The 15,861-nt window shown below is 68.0% G+C and carries 15 protein-coding genes; 7 read left to right on the top strand and 8 right to left on the bottom strand.

Features of this window, described 5'->3' with window-relative positions; genetic code table 11:
* Positions 1-11: 11 nt before the first annotated feature.
* The 7 genes from LK996_RS12505 to LK996_RS12475 form a co-directional block, all read right to left on the bottom strand.
* A complete protein-coding gene (locus tag LK996_RS12505; RefSeq protein ID WP_230527690.1) occupies positions 12-224 on the bottom strand; it encodes a YbdD/YjiX family protein in 213 nt (70 codons plus the stop codon).
* The gene (locus LK996_RS12500; protein WP_230527689.1) at positions 211-2,268 is read right to left on the bottom strand and encodes a carbon starvation CstA family protein; all 2,058 of its coding nucleotides are present in this window, start codon (positions 2,266-2,268) and stop codon (positions 211-213) included. The genes LK996_RS12505 and LK996_RS12500 overlap by 14 nt, the downstream gene beginning before the upstream one ends.
* A gap of 20 nt (positions 2,269-2,288) precedes the next feature.
* On the bottom strand, positions 2,289-3,281 hold the full coding sequence (gene corA / locus LK996_RS12495) for a magnesium/cobalt transporter CorA (RefSeq protein ID WP_230527688.1): 993 nt from the start codon (positions 3,279-3,281) through the stop codon (positions 2,289-2,291).
* 14 nt (positions 3,282-3,295) lie between these two features.
* Positions 3,296-4,468, bottom strand: coding sequence for a lipoprotein N-acyltransferase Lnb domain-containing protein (locus LK996_RS12490; protein ID WP_230527687.1), 1,173 nt, complete (start codon positions 4,466-4,468; stop codon positions 3,296-3,298).
* Positions 4,455-5,315: a CorC family transporter gene (locus tag LK996_RS12485; RefSeq protein WP_230527686.1), complete on the bottom strand. Its 861-nt coding sequence runs from the start codon at positions 5,313-5,315 to the stop codon at positions 4,455-4,457. Before LK996_RS12485 ends, LK996_RS12490 begins: the two co-directional genes overlap by 14 nt.
* A gap of 106 nt (positions 5,316-5,421) precedes the next feature.
* On the bottom strand, positions 5,422-5,892 hold the full coding sequence (gene ybeY, locus LK996_RS12480; RefSeq protein WP_230527685.1) for an rRNA maturation RNase YbeY: 471 nt from the start codon (positions 5,890-5,892) through the stop codon (positions 5,422-5,424).
* 19 nt (positions 5,893-5,911) lie between these two features.
* On the bottom strand, positions 5,912-6,898 hold the full coding sequence (locus tag LK996_RS12475; protein ID WP_230527684.1) for a PhoH family protein: 987 nt from the start codon (positions 6,896-6,898) through the stop codon (positions 5,912-5,914).
* A gap of 192 nt (positions 6,899-7,090) precedes the next feature.
* Here LK996_RS12475 and LK996_RS12470 point away from each other — a divergent pair, with 192 nt between their 5' ends.
* The 5 genes from LK996_RS12470 to LK996_RS12450 all read left to right on the top strand — a co-directional run bounded on the left by LK996_RS12470 (position 7,091) and on the right by LK996_RS12450 (position 12,532).
* Entirely contained in the window at positions 7,091-7,762 is a 672-nt protein-coding gene (locus LK996_RS12470; RefSeq protein ID WP_230527683.1) for a TetR/AcrR family transcriptional regulator, read from the top strand.
* Between the two features lie 20 nt (positions 7,763-7,782).
* The gene (locus LK996_RS12465) at positions 7,783-8,736 is read left to right on the top strand and encodes an HlyD family secretion protein (protein ID WP_230527682.1); all 954 of its coding nucleotides are present in this window, start codon (positions 7,783-7,785) and stop codon (positions 8,734-8,736) included.
* A 38-nt stretch (positions 8,737-8,774) separates the two neighbouring features.
* Positions 8,775-9,704 carry an ABC transporter ATP-binding protein gene (locus LK996_RS12460; protein WP_230527983.1) on the top strand — a complete coding sequence of 310 codons (930 nt, stop codon included), beginning with the start codon at positions 8,775-8,777 and terminating at the stop codon, positions 9,702-9,704.
* A complete protein-coding gene (locus LK996_RS12455; RefSeq protein ID WP_230527681.1) occupies positions 9,701-10,789 on the top strand; it encodes an ABC transporter permease in 1,089 nt (362 codons plus the stop codon). Before LK996_RS12460 ends, LK996_RS12455 begins: the two co-directional genes overlap by 4 nt.
* Before the next feature lie 96 nt (positions 10,790-10,885).
* Complete coding sequence (locus LK996_RS12450) at positions 10,886-12,532, top strand: amidohydrolase (protein WP_230527680.1); 1,647 nt, start codon at positions 10,886-10,888, stop codon at positions 12,530-12,532.
* Between the two features lie 31 nt (positions 12,533-12,563).
* Here the strand turns inward: LK996_RS12450 and miaB are convergent, their stop codons facing one another.
* Positions 12,564-13,940 (bottom strand): tRNA (N6-isopentenyl adenosine(37)-C2)-methylthiotransferase MiaB, encoded by a 1,377-nt coding sequence (gene miaB, locus LK996_RS12445; protein ID WP_425493782.1) that lies wholly within the window; start codon positions 13,938-13,940, stop codon positions 12,564-12,566.
* A gap of 204 nt (positions 13,941-14,144) precedes the next feature.
* On the opposite strand from miaB, the gene LK996_RS12440 reads away from it, so the two are divergent.
* Both LK996_RS12440 and petA read left to right on the top strand, forming a co-directional pair.
* On the top strand, positions 14,145-15,092 hold the full coding sequence (locus tag LK996_RS12440) for a lytic transglycosylase domain-containing protein (protein WP_230527679.1): 948 nt from the start codon (positions 14,145-14,147) through the stop codon (positions 15,090-15,092).
* Positions 15,093-15,216: 124 nt separating this feature from the next.
* Entirely contained in the window at positions 15,217-15,858 is a 642-nt protein-coding gene (gene petA / locus LK996_RS12435) for a ubiquinol-cytochrome c reductase iron-sulfur subunit (RefSeq protein ID WP_230527678.1), read from the top strand.
* Positions 15,859-15,861: the final 3 nt, after the last annotated feature.

The raw sequence follows: 15,861 nt of genomic DNA, 5'->3' as shown, positions 1-15,861 counted from the left end.
GCAGCGCCGCTTCAACAACAGCGCGATTTTCCGCGCCCGTAGCGAGCCTCCATCCGCTCGACGGCGAACGCTTCGCGCGTCATCGGCGTCGCATCGGGATGGCGTGCGCGCATGTGTTCGACATACGCATCGTAGTCGGGCAGCCCGATCGCCAGGCGCGCAGTGGCCTTCGCGGCCGACCACGCCTCCGCGCATTGCGTCCGCAGCAGGTCAACGAGCGACATCGAACGCGGCATACGGCGTCTCCTTCGCGGTCGGCAACGCACTGCGCCGCGCGCGCAGCGCCGCGCGGAAGGCGAACACCATCGTCAGCACCACCACGCCCATGAACAACGCGCACAGCGCGGCGTCGAGGTGGTTGTTGAAGATGATGCGCCGCATTTCGTCGAGCGACTTCGCCGGCGCGAGCACTTCGCCGCGCGCGAGTGCGTCGGAGAAGCGACGCGCGTTCGCGAGGAAACCGATCTTCGGGTCGGCGTGGAAGAGCTTCTGCCACCCGGCGGTCAGCGTGCACGCGAGCAACCACACCGTCGGCACCGCGGCCACCCACAGGTAGCGTTCGCGCTTCATCTTCACCAGCAATGCGCACACGAAGATCATCGCCAGGCCCGCGAGCATCTGGTTCGCGATGCCGAACAAGGGCCACAACGTGTTGATGCCGCCGAGCGGATCGACCACGCCCTGGTAGAGGAACCAGCCCCAGCCCGCGACCGCGAGCGCGGTGCACGCGAGGTTCGCGACCCAGCTTTCCGTGCGCTTGAACGCAGGCACCGCGAGGCCGACCACTTCCTGGATCATGAAGCGCGCCACGCGCGTGCCCGCATCGATCGTCGTGAGGATGAAGAGCGCTTCGAACAGGATCGCGTAGTGGTACCAGAACGCCATCATCCCGCTGCCGCCGACGACGCCGTGGAGGATCTGCGCCATGCCGACCGCGAGCGTCGGTGCGCCGCCGGTGCGCGAGAGGACCGTGGTTTCGCCGATCTCGTTCGCCGTCTGCGCCAGCATCTCGGGCGTGACGTGGAAGCCCCACTGCTGGATCGCCTGCGCGGCGGTATCGACGGTCGTGCCGATCGCCGCGGCGGGCGCGTTCATCGCGAAGTACACGCCCGGGTCGAGCACGCACGCGGCGATCAACGCCATGATCGCGACGAAGGCTTCCATCAGCATGCCGCCGTAACCGATCGCGCGGATCTCGCGCTCGTTCGAAATCATCTTCGGCGTCGTGCCGGAAGCGATCAGCGCGTGGAAGCCCGAGATCGCGCCGCACGCGATGGTGATGAACAGGAAGGGGAACAGCGCGCCCGCGAACACCGGGCCCGTGCCGTCGACGAAGCGCGTGATCGCCGGCATGTGCAACTCGGGCCTCGCGACCAGGATCGCGATCGCGAGCAGCACGACGGTGCCGATCTTGAGGAACGTCGACAGGTAGTCGCGCGGCGCGAGCAGCATCCACACCGGCAACACCGCGGCGACGAAGCCGTAGGCGATCAGCATCCACGCGAGCGCCTTGCCGTCGAAGGTGAACATCGCCGCCCACTCGGGCGATTCCGCGACATGGCCGCCGAGCCAGATCGACAACAGCAGCAACACCAGCCCGACGATCGACACTTCGAGGATGCGGCCCGGGCGCCACCAGCGCAGCCACGCGCCCATCAGCAGCGCGATCGGGATCGTCATCGCGACGGTGAACGTACCCCACGGACTCTGCGCGAGCGCCTTCACCACGACGAGCGCGAGCACCGCGAGCAGGATCACCATGATCGCGAGGATGCCGACCATCGCCGTGATGCCCGCGGCGGCGCCGAGTTCGTTGCGGATCATCTCGCCGAGCGAACGCCCGTCGCGCCGCACCGAGAGGAACAACACCATCATGTCCTGCACCGCGCCCGCGAGCACGACGCCGAACAGGATCCACAACATGCCGGGCAGGTACCCCATCTGCGCCGCGAGCACCGGGCCCACCAAGGGACCCGCACCTGCGATCGCCGCGAAGTGGTGCCCGAACAGCACCGTCTTCTGCGTCGGCACGTAATCGAGGCCGTCGTTGCGTCGCCAAGCGGGCGTCATGCGCGTCGGATCGATGCCGAGCGCGCGCTCGGCGATGTAGCGCGCGTGGAAGCGATAGCCGATGCAGAACACCGACACCGCCGCCGCCACGATCCACAACGCCCCGACGCTTTCGCCGCGCGACAGCGCGAGCGTGCCCAGGCACATCGCGGCGAACAGCGCGAGCGCGCCCCAACCGAGCCAACCCAACATCCGCATGCGTGCGATTCCCCCGTGCGCTACAGCCAGCGCACCTTCTTGAGATAGCGATACAGGCCGAGCACGACCACCACGACGAGCGCGATCAGGATCGGATAACTCCAGCGCCCGTGCAGCTCCGGCATCGCGTCGAAGTTCATGCCGTACCAGCTCGCGATCAGCGTCGGCGCGGCGAGCAGCGCGGCCCACCCGGCGAGCTTCTTCACCACCTCGCCCTGGTTCACGGTGACCAGCGAGAGGTTCACGCTCATCGCCGCGGTGAGCATCTCGCGCAGCGTGTCGGTGGTTTCGTTGACGCGCATGGCGTGGTCGAGCACGTCGCGGAAGTACAGGCGCACTTCGTCGGGCACCAGCGAGCCGTGCATGCGCGTGAGCTGCGCGAGGATGTCCTGCATCGGTGCGACGGCCAGGCGCAGCTGGGTGAGTTCGCGCTTGAGCTCGTAGAGCTTGACGATGGTGTCGCGGCGGAAGGTCTCGGCGAAGATGTCCTGCTCGAGTGCATTCAATGAATCGCGGAACTCCGACACGATCGGCAGGTAGTTGTCGACGATGAAGTCGAGCACCGCGTACAGGCCGTACGCGGGACCGAGTGCGAGCAGTTCGGGTTCGCGCTCCACGCGCGCGCGCACCGGCGCATACGACAGCGATGCGCCGTGGCGCACGGTGACGAGGTAGCGCGGGCCGAGGAAGGCGTGCGTTTCGCCGAAGCGGATGCGGTCGTCGACCGACTGCGCGGTGTGCACGGCGACGAACAGCGAATTGCCGTAGGCCTCGATCTTCGGACGCTGGTGCGCGTGCTGCGCGTCCTCGACCGCGAGATCGTGCAGGCCGAATTCCTCCTGCAGCTTGTCGAGAATCGCGTCTTCCGGTTCGTACAGGCCGACCCACACGAAGCTGCCGTCATCGACGGCCAGCGCATCGCTGATCGCATCGAGCGTGATGTCGGCACGCTTGCCGTTGCGATCGTAGACGACGCAGTTGATGACGCAGGCGGGCAGGACGGGGTCGCTCATCCCCGCATCCTGCCTCAGGTGCGGCGGACGGGGAAGGCCAGCGCGGCGTGCAGGGGCAGCAACAGCGCGAGCCACGGCGCCTGGAACTGCGCGCCGGCCGGCAATTGCAGGAACAGCGCGAGCACGCCGCCGAGCACGACCGCGATCCGGATCGCCTGGTGGAAACGCGACGGCTCGCGGCCGCGCAGCATCGCCATCGCGCCCGGCACCAGCAACAGGCACAGCGGCGAGAACAGCAGCAGGTTGTGGTTCGTCCACCCGGCGCGGTGCGCGGTGCAGCACCAGATGAAGGCCATCAGCAGGCCGAGCGCGCCGCACAGCGTCCAGAACGGCAGGGCCAAACCGCCGAGGATGCGCGGGCGATGCGTGGCGAGCCATCGCACGCCGATCGCGAGCAGCACGCCGGCGAGCAACCACGCCCACACGCGACGCGGCGCGTCCGGCGGTTCGGGCGCGATGCGATGCGGCAGCACTTCGTGTTCTTCCGCGACCAGCGGCCGGCCTTCGCTGTTCTTCGCCTCGCGCAGGCTCGCGGCCAGGCGCATCGGCACGAACGCGTCCTCCCAGCGCGACAGCGGGCGATCGGCGAACGGGCCGAGGCCGATGTCGAAGCCGAGCCACATCCACAACGCGGGCGATGCCAGGCGCACGGCTTCGCTGCGATACGTGTCGCCGGCCGAACGGACTTCCAGCTGGCGTCGCAACGCACCGTTGGTCGCGCGATCGATCGCGTCGCGCACGCGCGTGGAGCAGTTGTCGGTGAAGTAGTCGTAGCGGTAGCGCGCGTTCTCGGGGAGCGCGTTGTGTGCGAGCGCGTCGGCGATGTCCCGCGCCTGCGCAGGTTCGAGGTCGAGCCACTGGATCGACACGCCGCGACCGACGTTGCGGTAGTACGCGAGGTCTTCGTCGACCGGCAACGCGACGAGCATGTACTGCATGTCGCCCTGGATGAAGCGGCGCAGGAAGCCCGGTTCGTCGAGGTCGAAGAAGCCGAAGTTGTAGGAGATCGGCCCGCGGCCCGATTCGGGATCGTCGACCACGACGGCGTTGTGGCCGAAGCGTTCGAAGAAGATCTCGCCGGGCTGCATCGTGAGCACCCCGATGCGCGGCGCGGCGAATGCCGCCGTGGCCGTGAGCCACAGCAAGACGATCACCAGCAGTCGGACCAACGCGCTACGCGTCCGCATGAACACTGACGTGCAGGGCGTGCAACCGGCGCGCATCGGCGCGCGCCACGCGGAACCCGAAGCGACCAAGCGTCAATTCTTCGCCGGCCTCCGGCAGGTGACCGATCGCGGCGGTGAGCAGGCCGCCGATGGTGTCGTACTCGTCGTCGTCGAAGTCGGCGCCGAAGCGTTCGTTGAAGTCGGAGATCGGCGTCAGCGCATCGACGACGAAATGGCCGTCGGCCTGCGCCGAGATCAGTTGCGAATCGTCGACCGCCTCGTCGTGCTCGTCGTCGATGTCGCCGACGATCTGCTCCAGCACGTCTTCGATGGTGACGAGGCCGGCGACGCCGCCGTATTCGTCGATCACGATCGCCATGTGGTTGCGCGACTGGCGGAACTCGCGCAGCAGCACGTTGAGCTTCTTCGACTCGGGGATCAGCACCGCGGGCCGCAGGAACTCGCGCACGCTTTCGGGCGGATGCTCGGCGATCACCACGCGCAGCAGGTCCTTGGCGAGCAGGATGCCGAGGATCTCGTCCTTGCCTTCGCCGTGCACCGGGAAACGCGAGTGGCCGGATTCGACCACCAGGCGCATCAGCGCATCGAGCGGGGCATCGGCGGGCAACGCGACCATCTGCGCGCGCGGGATCATCACGTCGCCGACCGTCAGGTCCGACACCGCGATCGCGCCTTCCATCATGCGCAGGGTGTCGGCCGCGATCAGCCCGTCGGCCTGCACGTCGCGCAGCAGCTCGACCAGGTCCTCGCGGGTGGTGGGTTCGCCGGACAGCGCGGCGGTGATGCGATCGAGCCAGTTGCGTCGGCTCTTGTCTTCGGAATGCGGGGGACTGTCGTCGTCGGCCATGGGGGTGGGGAAGGGCTCCGGAACCGTGGAGCGACCGTGAACGAGTCTAGCGCCAAACCGCGACGGGTCGGTGAACCGCGTCGGCAAACCCGCTGCCAAGCCGTTTTCAGACCTCGGCGTACGGGTCTTCGATGCCCATCTCGGCGAGGATCGTGCGCTCCAGTTGCTCCATGCACTCGGCTTCGCGCGGGTCCTCGTGGTCCCACCCGAGCAGGTGCAGGGTGCCGTGGACCGTGAGGTGGGCGTAGTGCGCGGCCAGCGCCTTCTTCTGTTCCTTCGCCTCGCGGGCGACCACCGGCGCGCACAGCACGATGTCGCCGAGCAGCGGCAGGCGCACGCCTTCCGGCAGTTCGGCGGGGAAGCTCAGGACGTTGGTCGCATAGTCGCGGCCCCGATAGTGCCGGTTGAGTGCGCGGCCTTCCTTGGTGCCGACGATGCGCAACGCGAGGTCGGCTTCGCGGATGCGGCCCTTCAGCGCGGCCGCGACCCACTTGCGGAAGCTCACCGCCGCGGGCAGGCCGAGGCGGGGCGCGGCGTATTCGACGGAGACGTCGAGTCGGACGGGACCTTTTGTCATCGAATGGAAGGGTACGGCATCAGGCGCCCGTACCGGACGCGCTGTCGTTGGTGTCGCGGGCGTCGTAGGCGTCGACGATGCGCGCGACCAGCGGATGGCGGACGACGTCGCGCGCCTGGAAGAAGGTGAAAGCGATGCCGTCGACGCCGCGCAACACCTCGATCGCATCGCGCAGGCCCGACTTCTGGTGCTTGGGCAAGTCGATCTGCGTCATGTCGCCGGTGACGACGGCGGTCGAGCCGAAGCCGATGCGCGTCAGGAACATCTTCATCTGCTCGATGGTGGTGTTCTGCGCTTCGTCGAGGATCACGAATGCGTCGTTGAGCGTGCGCCCGCGCATGTACGCCAGCGGTGCGATCTCGATGACGTTCTTCTCCAGCAACTTGACGACCTTCTCGACGCCGAGCATTTCGTACAGCGCGTCGTACAGCGGGCGCAGGTAGGGATCGACCTTCTGGGTCAGGTCGCCGGGCAGGAAGCCGAGCTTCTCGCCGGCTTCGACCGCGGGGCGCACGAGGATCAGCCGCTGGACGCGCGATTCGTTGAGCGCTTCCACCGCCATCGCCACCGCGAGGAAGGTCTTGCCGGTGCCGGCCGGACCGATGCCGAAGTTGATGTCGTGGGTCGCGATCGCGTGCAGGTACTTCGCCTGGTTGGCGCCGCGGCCGCGGATCGTGCCGCGCTTGACGCGGATCGCCACTTCCTGCGGTTCGATGTCGGGCGAGGCCTGTTCGGCCGCGTCGACGGCGTTGAGGCGCACGTTGATCGCATGGCCGTCGAAGATTTCCTCGCCGGCTTCGGCGTACAGCGAGCGCAGGAAGCGTTCGGCGCGCTGCACCGCGACGTCGGGGCCGGTGACGCGGAAGACGTTGCCGCGGTTGGCGATCTCGACACCGAGCCGCAGTTCGATCTGGCGCAGGTGCGCGTCGAATGCGCCGGCCATGTTGGCCAAGCGCTCGGTGTCGTCGGGTTCGAGGATGAAGTCGCGCGAAGAGGGGTCGTTCATGCGGGGCGAAGCGTAGCGCGGACGTGGTGAGGGACGCGATGGCGGTGTCCACACCTGCCGTGCGTTCGGAATAAGTAGGCCAAAAAGAACCGGCGCCGATTGGAATACGCAGGGCAGGGCATGCGGGGTCGATCGGGACCGCCCGTCGGGCCTCGCTTGCGTTTAATTAATCATGGAATTAAATAGATGCTCATGACCCCTCCCCCCACCGCCCCGAAGCGCGGCCGCAAGCCCGGCACGCGCAGCGTCGGCCGCCCCCAGGGCGAAAGCGGCGACCTGCGCGGCAAGCTGCTCGACGTCGCCGTCGAATGCTTTGCGCACCACGGCGTCGCCACCAGCACGTTGCGCGAGATCGCGCGGGAAGCGGGCGTGAACCCCGCGCTCGTGCACTACTACTACGGCGACAAGCAGCAGCTGGTGCAGGCGGTGATCTCCGAGCGCGTGATCCCGGCCTTCACCGAAGTCCGCACCGCCACGGCGAAGGGCGGCGACGACATCGCCGCGGTGATCGCCGGCTTCGTGCGCGGCATGTGCGAAACCGTCGAACGCCACCCGTGGCTGCCCGCGTTGTGGGTGCGCGAAGTGCTGTGCGAAGGCGGCGCGTTGCGCGAAGTGATGTTCGACACCGTCGCGCCGCAGATGCCGCAGATGCTGGCCACGCGCTTCGCCGAGGCGCAAGCCGCGGGCAAGCTCAATCCCGACCTCGATCCACGCCTGCTGGTGACCTCGCTCGTCGGCCTGACCCTGTTTCCCGCCGCGGGCGCGCCGATCTGGCGTCGCATGTTCGCCGCCGACGACATCGACCACGTCGCGATGCAACACCACGCCATCGCGCTGCTCGACGCCGGCATCGGCGTCTCCTGACGTTCCTTCGAGTAACGACCATGACCGCCCCCCATCCCCGCCTGCTGTATCTCTGCGCGATCGTCGCGATCGGCGCGGCCTCCTGCCGCAACGACGCGCCGCAGGCGCTCGGCACGCTCGAATACGACCGCATCACGCTGCCCGCGCCCGCCGCCGAAAAGATCATCGCGATCGACGTGCGCGAAGGGCAGCGCGTGAAGCCCGGCCAGTCGCTGCTTCGCCTGGAACTCGACCGCACGCGTTCGGCCACCGAAGCCGCGCGCGCGTCCGCGCTGCGCCAGCGCGCCACGCTCGAAGAGATGGAAGCCGGCCCGCGCAGCGAGGAAATCGCACGCGCCCGCGCCGAACTCGTCGCCGCGCAGGCGCAGGTCCGCGACACGCGCGACTACTACAACCGCGTGCGCCAACTCGGCCCGCGCCAGTTGATGGCGCAATCGGACATCGATCGCGCGCGTGCACAGGCCGACAACGCCGCCGCCACCGCGCGCGCACTCGCCGAAGCCCTGCGCGAACTCGAAGCCGGCACGCGCAGCGAACAGATCGCCGCGGGCGAAGCCGCGCTCGCCGCCTCCGAAGCCGACGCCGCCGCGCAACAAGTCACGCTCGACAAACTCTCGGTGATCGCGCCGCGTGCAGGCGTCGTCGACAGCATCCCCTTCAAGCTCGGCGACCAGGCCGCGGTGGGCCAGCCGCTCGCGATCCTGCTCGTCGGCAATCCGTATGCGCGCGTGTACGTGCAGGAACCGATCCGCGCGAACGTCGCCGTCGGCACCAAGGCGCGCGTCTTCATCGGCGGCAGGGACGAAGCGATCGACGGCACCGTGCGCATGATCCGCACCGAGCCGACGTTCACGCCGTACTTCGCGCTGATCGGCAAGGACGCCGCGCGCCTGAGCTGGGTCGCCGAGATCGCGCTGCAGACGAAGGACGCCTTGCCCGCCGGCCTGCCCGTGCGCGTGGAGTTCGACAAGTGAATGCCCGGCCCGCCGTCAACGCGGACACGGATCTCGCGATCCGCGCGCGCGGCCTGACCAAGCGCTTCGGCAAGCTGGTCGCGGTCGACCACGTCGACCTGAGCGTGCCGAAGGCACACGTGTACGGCTTCCTCGGCCCCAACGGCTCGGGCAAGACCACGACGATCCGCATGCTGTGCGGGCTGATGACGCCGACCGAAGGCGAGATCGAAGTCCTCGGCCTCAAGCTGCCGAAGCAAGCCGAGGCGCTGCGGCGTCGCATCGGCTACATGACGCAGAAGTTCTCGTTGTTCGACGACCTCAGCGTGCGCGAGAACCTCGAGTTCCTCGCCGCGGTGCAGGACATCCCGCGCGCGAAAGCGGTCGCGCGCATCGACGAACTCGTCGAGCGTTACCACTTCTCTGATCGCCAGAAGCAACTCGCCGGCACGATGAGCGGCGGCCAGAAGCAGCGCCTCGCGCTCGCCGGCGCGGTGATCCATTCGCCGGAACTGTTGTTCCTCGACGAACCGACGAGCGCGGTCGATCCGGAATCGCGGCGCGACTTCTGGGAAAAACTCTTCGAACTCGCCGACGGCGGCACGACCATCCTCGTGTCGACGCACTACATGGACGAAGCCGAACGCTGCCATCGCCTGGCGATCCTCGATCGCGGCGTGCTCGTCGCCGACGGCAGTCCCGCCGAACTCACCGGCGCGATCGAAGGCCGCACGCTCGCCGTGCATTCGCAGACGCCGCGCCGCGCGCGCGCCGCGCTGATGGCGGCGCCTGGCGTGATCAGCGCCGCGCAGGTCGGCAACACGCTGCGCGTGCTCACGTCCGAGGACGGCGATTCTGTCGCGCGGCTGCAGCAGGTGCTCGTCGATGCGGGCCTGCAAGGCGAGGTCGCCGCGTCCGAACCCAATCTCGAAGACGTCTTCGTCTCCGCCACGCGCGGCCGCGAAGCCAAGATCCCGGAGGCCGCATGAGCGCCCGCCGCCTGTTCGCGATCATGGTGAAGGAGTTGCGGCAGATGCGCCGCGACCGCATCACGCTGGCGATGATCGTCGGCATCCCGGTGATGCAGTTGGTGCTGTTCGGCTACGCGATCAACTTCACGTTGCGCGATCTCGACACCGCGATCTCCGACCAGGCGGGCACCGCCGGTTCGCGCGCGCTGGTGATGGATCTTCAAAACACGGGCGTGCTGAATCCCGTGCGCGACGCGAGTTCGCCGCAGGAGTTGATGCAGATGCTCCGGCGCGGCGAAATCAGCGTCGGCGTCGTGGTGCCGCCCGATTTCGAGAAGCGTCGCATCGAAGGCCGCGAGGCGGTGCAGTTGCTGGTCGACGGCGCCGACACGTCGGTGCAGAGCGCCGTCGCGCAACTCGTGCAGACGCCCATGGACAGTGCGTCGACCGTGAAGAAGCCCGCGCCGCAGATCAGCGTCGTCAGCTTCTACAACCCGGAGCGGCGCTCGGCGATCAACATCGTGCCCGGCCTGATCGGCATCATCCTGACGATGACCATGGTGATGTTCACCGGCGTGTCCATCGTGCGCGAGCGCGAGCGCGGCAACATGGAGTTGCTGATCGCGACGCCCGTGAGCAGCAGCGAGTTGATGATCGGCAAGGTGTTGCCGTTCGCCGGCATCGGGCTGATCCAGACGACGCTGGTGTTGATCCTGGGCGCGTGGTTGTTCGAGGTGCCGGTGCGTGGCGCGCTGTTCGACGTCTACATCGCCGCGATCCTGCTGATCCTCGCGAACCTCTCGCTCGGCCTGATGATCTCGACGAAGGCGCAGTCGCAGTTCCAGGCGATGCAGATGACGTTCTTCGTGTTCCTGCCGTCGATCCTGCTGTCGGGCTTCATGTTCCCGTTCGCGGGCATGCCGAAGATCATCCAGTGGGCCGCGGAAGTGTTGCCGCTCACGCATTTCCTGCGGTTGGTGCGCGGCATCATGTTGCGCGGGGCGAGCCTGTGGGAGTTGTGGCCTGCGACGGTGGCGTTGATCGCCTTTACGACGGTGATGATGACGGCGGCGATCCTGCGGTTCCGGAAGCGGCTCGACTGATCGTGGACTTGCGCGGCTACGCGCCTTTGCCCACAGTCGGGGGCTTCGAGGTCCGGGGAGGGGCGCGCGATGCGAAAGGTTCGGTTTGGGTTGACCGTGTCGACGGTCGCCATGGCGGCGATGTTCGGGCAGGCGTTTGCCGCTGAAGTCACGGTGGTCAGTGCTGCGCGCATCCACACGATGGATGTCGCGCACCCGCAAGTGCAGGCGATGGCCTACGACGACACCGGCAAGTTGCTCGCGCTTGGCGACACCGATGCGTTGCTGAAGGCGTATCCGAACGCGACGCGCATCGACGCGGGCAAGGCGACCATCGTGCCCGGCCTGATCGATGCGCATGGACACATTCCGGGTCTCGGCATCGCGATGATGGCTGCGGACCTGGTCGACACGCGCGACAAGGCCGAGATCATGGCGCGGCTGCGCGAATACGCCGCGCGGCTTCCGAAGGATGCCTGGATCGTCGGTCGCGGTTGGGATCAGAACGACTGGCCGGAGAAGGTGTTTCCGAGTGCGGCCGATCTCGATGCGGTGTTCCCGGATCGCCCGGTGTGGTTGGAGCGCATCGATGGACACGCCGGCTGGGCGAACACGGCGGCGTTGCGCGCGGTGAAGCGCGATCTGTCCGGCGACTGGCAGCCCGACGGCGGCCGCATCGATCGCGATGCGAACAAGCAGCCCACTGGCATTCTCATCGACGCGGCGATGCTGCTGGTCGAAGACGCGCGCCCGCCGCTCGACGAAACCACCGGCGAACGCGCGCTGACGATCGCGATGCAGTCGGCCGTCGAACACGGGCTCACCGGCGTGCACGATGCCGGCATCACGCTCGCCGAATTCCGGCGCTACCAGCGCCTCGCCGATCGCGGCGCCATGCCGCTGCGCGTGACCGCGATGGCCGGCGGAGACGGCGATGCGCTCGAACTATTGTGCCGCGACGGCCTGTACAAGCATGCGTCGGGTCGCCTGCAGATGCGCAGCGTGAAGCTGTATGCCGACGGCGCGCTCGGCAGCCGCGGCGCCGCGATGCTCGCCGACTACAGCGACGACCACGGCAATCGCGGCCTGGAACTGATGTCGCCCGAAGCGATGAACGCCGCCGTTGACAAGGCAAAGCGTTGCGGCGTGCAGGCGGCGACGCATGCGATCGGCGATCGCGGCAACCGCAACACGCTGGATGCGTACCAGCGCGCGCTGGGCAACGGCGCGTCGGGCGATCATCGCTGGCGCATCGAACACGCGCAGGTCCTCGCCCCCGAGGACCTGCCGCGCCTGGCGCAGTTGCACGTGATCGCGTCGATGCAACCGACGCACGCGACGAGCGACATGCCGTGGGCCGAGGATCGCGTGGGTCCCGCACGCATTGTCGGCGCTTACGCGTGGCGGCAGCTGCGCGACAGCGGCGCGCGCCTGGCGCTAGGCTCCGACTTCCCGGTGGAATCGGTCGATCCGCGCCTGGGCCTGTCCGCCGCGGCGACGCGCGCCGACGCGCAGGGCCTGCCGATCGGCGGCTGGTATCCGAACGAGAAGCTGACCGCGTTCGAAGCGCTGCGCGGCTTCACGCTCGACGCGGCCTTCGCCGGCTTCGCGGAGAACGAAGTGGGCAGCCTCGAAGTCGGCAAGCGCGCGGACTTCGTCGTGTTCGAGGAAGACCCGCTCGCGATCTCGCCGGCCGCATTGCGCGACCTGACGGTCGACGCGACCTACGTCGACGGCAAACCGGTGTTCGAACGCAAGAAGTAGGAGCGACCTTGCGATCGACCGACGCCTCGCGTCAGTCGATCGCGACTCTCGCGCGCAGCGAGTTCGAAAACGCTTCGGTAATCACCACGTCGACGAACTGCCCGATCAAACGCGCATTGCCCGGGAAGTTCACCGAGCGCATGTTCTCGGTCTTGCCGGTCAGTTCGTTCGGGTCCTTCTTCGACGGGCCTTCGACCAGGACGCGCTGCACGCTGCCGATCATCGCCTTCGAGATCTCCGCCGCGTGCGCGTTGATACGCGCCTGCAGGCGTTCCAGGCGCGCGTGCTTCTCCGCGTCCGTCGTGTCGTCGGACAGATCGGCGGCGGGCGTGCCCGGGCGGCGCGAATAAATGAAGGAGAACGACTGGTCGAAGCCGACGTCCTCGATCAGCTTCATCGTCTTCTCGAAGTCGGCGTCGGTTTCGCCGGGGAAGCCGACGATGAAGTCCGACGAGATCGAGATGCCAGGGCGCACCGCGCGCAGCTTGCGGATCTTCTGCTTGAACTCGAGCGCGGTGTAACCGCGCTTCATCGCGGCGAGGATGCGGTCGCTGCCGGCCTGCACGGGCAGGTGGAGGTAGTTCGCGAGTTGCGGCACGTCGCGATACGCCTCGACCAGCGAGTCGGAGAACTCGAGCGGGTGCGAGGTGGTGAAACGGATGCGGCCGACGCCTTCGATGCCGGCGATCGCGCGGATCAGCAGGCCGAGGTCCGCGGTCTCCCCTTCGTCGCCGAAGGGTCCGCGGTACGCGTTGACGTTCTGCCCGAGCAGGTTGATCTCGCGCACGCCCTGCGCCGCGAGTTGCGCGACTTCGACCAGCACGTCCTCGAACGGGCGGCTCACTTCCTCGCCGCGCGTGTAGGGCACGACGCAGAACGAGCAGTACTTCGAGCAGCCTTCCATGATCGACACGAAGGCGCTCGGGCCTTCGGCGCGCGGTTCGGGGAGGCGATCGAACTTCTCGATCTCGGGGAAGCTGATGTCGACCTGCGGCGCGCCGGTGGCGCGGCGTTCGCGGATCAGTTCGGGCAGGCGGTGCAGGGTCTGCGGGCCGAACACGAGGTCGACGTACGGCGCGCGCTTCACGATCGCCGCGCCTTCCTGCGACGCCACGCAACCGCCAACGCCGATCAGCACGGGCTTGCCGTCCTTCTTCAGCGCCTTCCAGCGGCCGAGCTGGCTGAAGACTTTCTCCTGCGCCTTCTCGCGGATCGAGCAGGTGTTGACCAGCACGACGTCGGCTTCCTCGACGTTGTCGGTCAGTTCCAGGCCTTCGGTCGCAGCGAGCACGTCGGCCATGCGGGCCGAGTCGTACTCGTTCATCTGGCACCCGTGGGTCTTGATGAAGAGCTTGCCGCGCGCGGCGGGGCGGGGGGCGTCGACTTCGGGCGCGGCCGGGTCGCTCATGCTCGGTTGGAGCAGCGTCAGTTCGATGGTCATGGCATGTCCGGGAGGGCGGCGTTTAATCCGCGCCGGAGGTGGGTTTGCGTGAAGGGCGCGGAGTTTAGCGCGGCCGGATAGCGACGGGCGTCGCGTTCGCATGATTCAAGGGTCCGTTCATATGAATCAAGGACTTGTCAAACCTCACGTTTGAGAGGAGCATCCGGCGCCATGGACTGGGGAAGGGGAACGCGCGGCCTGGCCGCCTTCGTGTTGGTTGTCGCGCCATTGGGCGCGATGCCTGCGTTCGCCGGTTCGCTGTATCGCTGCGATTCCGCCGACGGCGCGCGCAGCTACGTGAGCAAGAAGATCCCCGGCGCCACCTGCAAGGTCATCAGCTATTCGTCGAACGCCTCGGCGCCGAAGGCCGCGCCCGCGCAGGCGTCGGTCGGCAGCGCGTCGACGAAGGGCTCCGTCGCCGGTTCGCCCATCGCCTCGACCGTGGCCGACAAGCCGCTGGCGAACACCGCGTCCGCCTTGCCCGCCTCGGCGCCGCCCGCGCAGAAGCCGTACCAGGCGCCGCGCCTCGTGCAGGGCCAGGTGTACTCGTACATCAAGGACGGCGTGCGCCATTACACGAGCAAGCCGCCGAAGGGCGTGGCCGGCGCGACCGCGCTGCGCACCATCAAGTACAGCTTCATGGAGACGTGCTACGCCTGCGCGGCGCGTCCCGGCGTCAACTTCGGCACGCTGCGCCTCAACACCGACGCGTATTCGGCTGAAATCCGCGCGGCGGCGGCGAAACACGGGGTCGACGAGGCGATCGTGCGCGCGATCATCCACGCCGAGTCGGCCTACAACCCGAATGCGCTCTCGCGCGTCGGCGCGCAGGGCCTGATGCAACTGATGCCCGCCACCGCCCGCCGCTTCGGGGTCGGCAACGCCTTCGACGCGGGGCAGAACATCGGCGGCGGCGTGCAGTACCTCGCGTGGCTGCTCAAGCGCTTCAACGGCGACCTGACCCTGGCCGCGGCCGGCTACAACGCCGGCGAGGGCGCGGTCGACAAGTACAAGGGCGTGCCGCCCTACAACGAGACCCGCCTGTACGTCCAGCGCGTTTCGGTGCTGGCCGATCGCTACCGCGGCGCGCTCGCCGCCAGTGCGCTCGCCACCAAGTAAGGCCGCTGGATTGTCGGCCGATTAAGCGTTCCGTTACACTTCACCGTCTTTGCGGACCGCCCGCGCGCAGCAGCGCGCACGGCCGGTTCGTGCAACGTTCCAGCGTCTTATTGCGGAGTGCCGGATGGCCAATGTTGGGGTAGGGGTCAACGATCCCGCTCATGTCCACGACGGGGAACCCGTCAACCAGGGCCGTCGCCGGTTCCTGACCGCGTCGACGGCAGTCGTCGGCGCCGTCGGTGTCGGCGTCGCGGCCGTCCCCTTCATCAAGTCCTGGAATCCCAGCGCCCGCGCGAAGCTCGCCGGTGCGCCGGTGACCGCCGACATCAGCGAACTGGCCGAAGGCCAGCGCCTGGTGCTCGAGTGGCGCGGCCAGCCGATCTGGATCGTGAAGCGTTCCAAGGCGATGCTCGACATCCTGCCGACGCTCGACCCGAAGCTGCTCGACCCCAAGTCGAACAACCTCGACCAGCAGCCGACGTACGCGCACAACGAACTGCGTTCGATCAAGCCGGAGATCTCGGTGCTGGTCGGCCTGTGCACGCACCTGGGCTGCTCGCCCGAAATGAAGGCCGAGATCCGCCCCGAGCCGTTCGACGCCGAGTGGAAGGGCGGTTACTTCTGCCCGTGCCACAAGTCGAAGTTCGACATGGCCGGCCGCGTGTTCGCGGGCGTGCCCGCGCCGATCAACCTGCTCGTGCCGCCGCACCACTACGAGAGCGACACGTCGATCGTGATCGGTGTCGACCCGAAGGGAGCCGCGTAAGCC

The organism is Noviluteimonas lactosilytica, from assembly GCF_020866925.1.
GTDB classification, from domain to species: domain Bacteria; phylum Pseudomonadota; class Gammaproteobacteria; order Xanthomonadales; family Xanthomonadaceae; genus Noviluteimonas; species Noviluteimonas lactosilytica.
This window is presented reverse-complemented; position numbering and strand designations above follow the sequence as displayed.

Bases quoted from the DNA above. Each gene is read 5' to 3' on its own strand.
- LK996_RS12475 (WP_230527684.1), bottom strand. From the start codon at position 6,898: ATGAACGACCCCTCTTCGCGCGACTTCATCCTCGAACCCGACGACACC.
- petA (WP_230527678.1), top strand. From the start codon at position 15,217: ATGGCCAATGTTGGGGTAGGGGTCAACGATCCCGCTCATGTCCACGAC.
- ybeY (WP_230527685.1), bottom strand. From the start codon at position 5,892: ATGACAAAAGGTCCCGTCCGACTCGACGTCTCCGTCGAATACGCCGCG.
- LK996_RS12455 (WP_230527681.1), top strand. From the start codon at position 9,701: ATGAGCGCCCGCCGCCTGTTCGCGATCATGGTGAAGGAGTTGCGGCAG.
- LK996_RS12490 (WP_230527687.1), bottom strand. From the start codon at position 4,468: ATGCGGACGCGTAGCGCGTTGGTCCGACTGCTGGTGATCGTCTTGCTG.
- LK996_RS12440 (WP_230527679.1), top strand. From the start codon at position 14,145: ATGGACTGGGGAAGGGGAACGCGCGGCCTGGCCGCCTTCGTGTTGGTT.
- miaB (WP_425493782.1), bottom strand. From the start codon at position 13,940: ATGAGCGACCCGGCCGCGCCCGAAGTCGACGCCCCCCGCCCCGCCGCG.
- LK996_RS12470 (WP_230527683.1), top strand. From the start codon at position 7,091: ATGACCCCTCCCCCCACCGCCCCGAAGCGCGGCCGCAAGCCCGGCACG.
- LK996_RS12485 (WP_230527686.1), bottom strand. From the start codon at position 5,315: ATGGCCGACGACGACAGTCCCCCGCATTCCGAAGACAAGAGCCGACGC.
- corA (WP_230527688.1), bottom strand. From the start codon at position 3,281: ATGAGCGACCCCGTCCTGCCCGCCTGCGTCATCAACTGCGTCGTCTAC.
- LK996_RS12465 (WP_230527682.1), top strand. From the start codon at position 7,783: ATGACCGCCCCCCATCCCCGCCTGCTGTATCTCTGCGCGATCGTCGCG.
- LK996_RS12500 (WP_230527689.1), bottom strand. From the start codon at position 2,268: ATGCGGATGTTGGGTTGGCTCGGTTGGGGCGCGCTCGCGCTGTTCGCC.
- LK996_RS12505 (WP_230527690.1), bottom strand. From the start codon at position 224: ATGTCGCTCGTTGACCTGCTGCGGACGCAATGCGCGGAGGCGTGGTCG.